Raw genomic sequence first — 3,583 nt, forward strand, 5'->3', positions numbered from 1 at the left:
GGTCAGGACGAGGCCGGTGATGCCGACGCGCTCGTCGAAGCTCTTGGCCAGATTGACGGCGTCCTGGCCGGTCAGCGAATCGGCGACCAGCAGGATTTCGTGTGGGCTCGACACCTTCTTGATGTCGACCATCTCGACCATCAGCGGCTCGTCGATATGGGTACGGCCGGCGGTGTCGAGGATGACGATGTCGTGGCCGCCGAGCTTGGCCGCCTGCACGGCGCGGCGGGCGATGTCGACCGGCGACTGGCCGTCGATGATCGGCAGCGTGGCAACCTTGACCTGTTCGCCGAGCTGGCGAAGCTGCTCCTGCGCGGCGGGGCGCCGCGTGTCGAGCGAGGCCATCAGGACCTTCTTGTTCTGACGCTCGGAAAGACGCTTGGCGATCTTGGCCGAAGTGGTCGTCTTGCCGGAACCCTGCAGGCCGACCATCATGATGACGACCGGCGCCGGGGCATTGAGATCGATGGCGACGCCTTCGGCGCCGAGCATGTCGACCAGTTCGTCATGGACGATCTTGACGACCATCTGGCCGGGCTTGATAGACTTGACCACGGCAGCGCCGACGGCCTTCTCGCGCACCTTGTCGGTGAAGGAACGCACCACTTCCAGCGCCACATCGGCTTCGAGCAGCGCGCGGCGCACCTCGCGCAGTGCTGCCGAGACATCAGCCTCCGACAGCGCGCCGCGGCCGGTGAGGCCGTTCAGGATCGAACCAAGACGTTCCTGTAGCGATTCAAACATTCGTTTTCCTTTTCCCTGGCACCCGGATGATGCCCGAGAGGTAATGCGTTCGCGCCCAGTGTCCAACCAAAAGCCAAAACCAAAAAGCACCCGGGGGCGCTCAGCGCTGCCGGGTGTTGGCCTCCAGGATCGATTTACAGCACTTCACCTCAAAGAGGTTTCGGCGTCCTGGTCGGCTTGCTCGGAGGGATACTCGTCGCGGAATTCGGGGCGTGTAGACAGGAAATCGGACGCGGAGTCAAGACAAGGCCGGATTGCGTCGTTCCCGGGCCTGCAATCACGCCGTGCTCGTCCGGTCCGGAAGCTCGGCGGCGAGCTTGAGCGGCGAACGCGGATGTAGCTGTCCTGATGCGAGATCAAGAGAAACCCGGTCAGGTTGTTGCCGAGATGAGCACCAAAGGCGGCGCCGAGATTGCCGGTTGCGTAGACCACTAGCGTCAGCAGCAGCGCGAAAGCGGCGATAGACGCCAGCACGCAAGCATTGATGGCTGGCGACGAACTCGCGCTCCAATGCAGCGAGGTGAACAGCAGGGCCGGCAGCAGGGCCCAGATTACCGGGCTCGTGAACCGGTTGGCGAGACCGCGCAGCAGATAGCCGCGAAACAGCACCTCTTCTCAGAGGATGTCTGCAGCAAAGTGAGCGCGGCGATCGGGATCGCAAACAGCAGCCAGGACGACAGGCCGATCGGGCCACGCGTGATCTGCGGCTGCAGCAGATAGAGCAGGACCTCGGATATGAACGACGTGATCAGCACCGCGATCAGCCCTTTGAGGAAGTCGGGCCATGAAACTCGTCGGCTGTTGCCGAGCAGCGCCGACAGCTTCTCGCCGTGCACCCAGCGCATCGCGACCCACAGGCCGATCCAGATGCCGGCGAACGAGACGAGCGCGGTGAGGATGCCGAGGGGCGAAGCGAGGAAGCCCTGAATGCCGGATGATGGGGTCGCCTGCCAGGCGATGAAGGCATAGGTGCCGCCGACCAGCACGGCCACGGTGGTTGCTCCCCAAAAAAGGACCACGATGCCCGTTCCGAGCAACAGGCGCGGTAAGGTCGTCCTGGCGTTCGGCGAATGCCTGTAACGCTCGAAGGCGGCCGGATCGATGGTCACGCGGGCTCCCTTGCCAAAGTCATCGCCTATTTGACTAACCGATGGCCGGAAAAATCGGAATGGTTTTCCGCAAAGGACTAGGCCAAGCAAGTCGGCGCAGGAGAGCGCCGCGCGGCGGCGCCGCCTGCTGGCGGCCGCTGCAATCGCAGCGGCCGCTTGTGCCGATTTGTCGTCAGCGAACGACGTACATGATGCGCCGGGTCTGCGGATCGATCAGCGCCCGCTGGCCGTTCACATAGACATAGCGGTAATTGTAGTCCGGAATCTCGCGTAGCTCGACGGTGTCGGGCAGGGTCGCGCCGGTCACCACTTCGCCTTCGAGATAGATGGGATCGAGGCGATGCGTGTCGACATAGGTGCGGATTTCAGCCGGAGGCGGCGGGAAGTCATCCACGACCGGATCGCTGGCGATGATCGCGCCGGTATAATCGGTCGAGTAGTTGCCGATGTCCTCAGGCGGCGAGACGACAGCAACGCTGGAGCGCCGTTCCGTCAGCACCACGCGGCTGCCGCCGATATCGGCCGTGACATAGTCGGAATAGACCCAGCCCTGGCCGCCGGCCTCGGCTATGGTGCACCATTTGCTGTTTTCGATGCAGCCATTGAGCGTTGCCGACTGGCCGGCGGTGAGCACGCCGATCACAGGATATTGCGGGCCGGGTCCGGCGCGCACGTTAAGATCGGTGACGGCTGAGACAGCGGTATCGGCAAGCGCGGCGCCCGACATCACGGTCAGCATTCCGGCTACCGCCGGAAACAACAGGGATTTCATGGTTTCTCTCCGTTTTCAGGTCCCTCGGCAGCCAAAACGGGGCAGCAGCTTATGCGTTCCCGCTAAAACGCTTGCGCCAACTCACGATTTGTTCCCGCTTCTTTCGGCAAATCGGTCAGAAGTTCGTGAACGAATTCCAATTTCCGCGCCGTGACGTCCGAAATGACAAAGGGATAAAGGTCGGGCAGGCCCATGCAGCGGTTGATCGAATTGGAGGCCTCCGACAGCACCAGCCAGCGGGCAAGGATCTTTTCGAAAGGCTCGGGCGCGGTCGCCGGATCCGAGGGTGCGGCCTGCAACCCGCCGCCTGTGTCGCCGCGCGGCAAGTCGTTGGCCTCCACCGTCTCAAGCCGGCCGAGCGGAAAGTTCAGCGCGTGCACCATTTCCAGCGTGTCGGTGATGTGCAGGTGGTGAGCCCAGGTCTCGGCCCAGTCCTCCCAAGGATGCGAGGTCGCATAGGCCGAGATGTGGTCTTGCTGCCAGTCGGGCGGCGCACCATTGGCATAATAGGCCTTCAGCGCCTGTTCGTAATCGGCGCGGTCATCGCCGAACAGTGCGCGGAAAGCTTCGAGCCTGTGCGGATCGTCGCGGATCAGGCGGTCCCAGTAATAGTGCCCGAGCTCATGACGGAAATGACCGAGCAAGGTGCGGTAGTTCTCGCCCATCTCGACGCGCCGCTTCTCGCGCTCGGCCGAATCCGCCTCGGCGACATTGAGCGTGATCAAACCATTGTCGTGGCCGGTCAGAATCCGCTCGCCGCCGGGGCCGCCGCCGATCGGATCGGCGAGGAAGTCGAAGGCAAGGCCGATTTCGTCGGCCGGGTTCTGCTTGGGCGCCACCGGCAGCCCGAAGGCCAGCAGCGAGTAGACGGCGCGCTTCTTCGCCGCTTCGACACGGATCCAGCGGCGGCGGTTGCCGTCGACGGAGAGATCCGGGATCAGCTGGTTCAGCACGCAAG

The 3,583-nt window shown here is 63.6% G+C and carries 5 protein-coding genes; all 5 read right to left on the minus strand.

Annotated features, from left to right (window positions below; translation table 11 throughout):
• A partial coding sequence (locus tag EN750_RS23940; RefSeq protein WP_189526413.1) for a signal recognition particle receptor subunit alpha occupies positions 1–744 on the minus strand: 744 nt, incomplete at its 3' end.
• 144 nt (positions 745–888) lie between these two features.
• Entirely contained in the window at positions 889–1,353 is a 465-nt protein-coding gene (locus tag EN750_RS40940; protein WP_245482785.1) for a CPBP family intramembrane glutamic endopeptidase, read from the minus strand.
• Positions 1,296–1,853 (minus strand): hypothetical protein, encoded by a 558-nt coding sequence (locus EN750_RS23945; protein ID WP_245482786.1) that lies wholly within the window; start codon positions 1,851–1,853, stop codon positions 1,296–1,298. The genes EN750_RS40940 and EN750_RS23945 overlap by 58 nt, the downstream gene beginning before the upstream one ends.
• Positions 1,854–2,025: 172 nt before the next feature.
• A complete protein-coding gene (locus EN750_RS23950) occupies positions 2,026–2,625 on the minus strand; it encodes a DUF1236 domain-containing protein (protein ID WP_127397842.1) in 600 nt (199 codons plus the stop codon).
• 62 nt (positions 2,626–2,687) lie between these two features.
• Positions 2,688–3,583: putative zinc-binding metallopeptidase (locus EN750_RS23955; protein WP_127397844.1), on the minus strand; the 896-nt coding region annotated here is incomplete at its 5' end.

It is taken from the genome of Mesorhizobium sp. M7A.F.Ca.ET.027.03.2.1 (assembly GCF_003999175.1).
GTDB lineage: Bacteria > Pseudomonadota > Alphaproteobacteria > Rhizobiales > Rhizobiaceae > Mesorhizobium.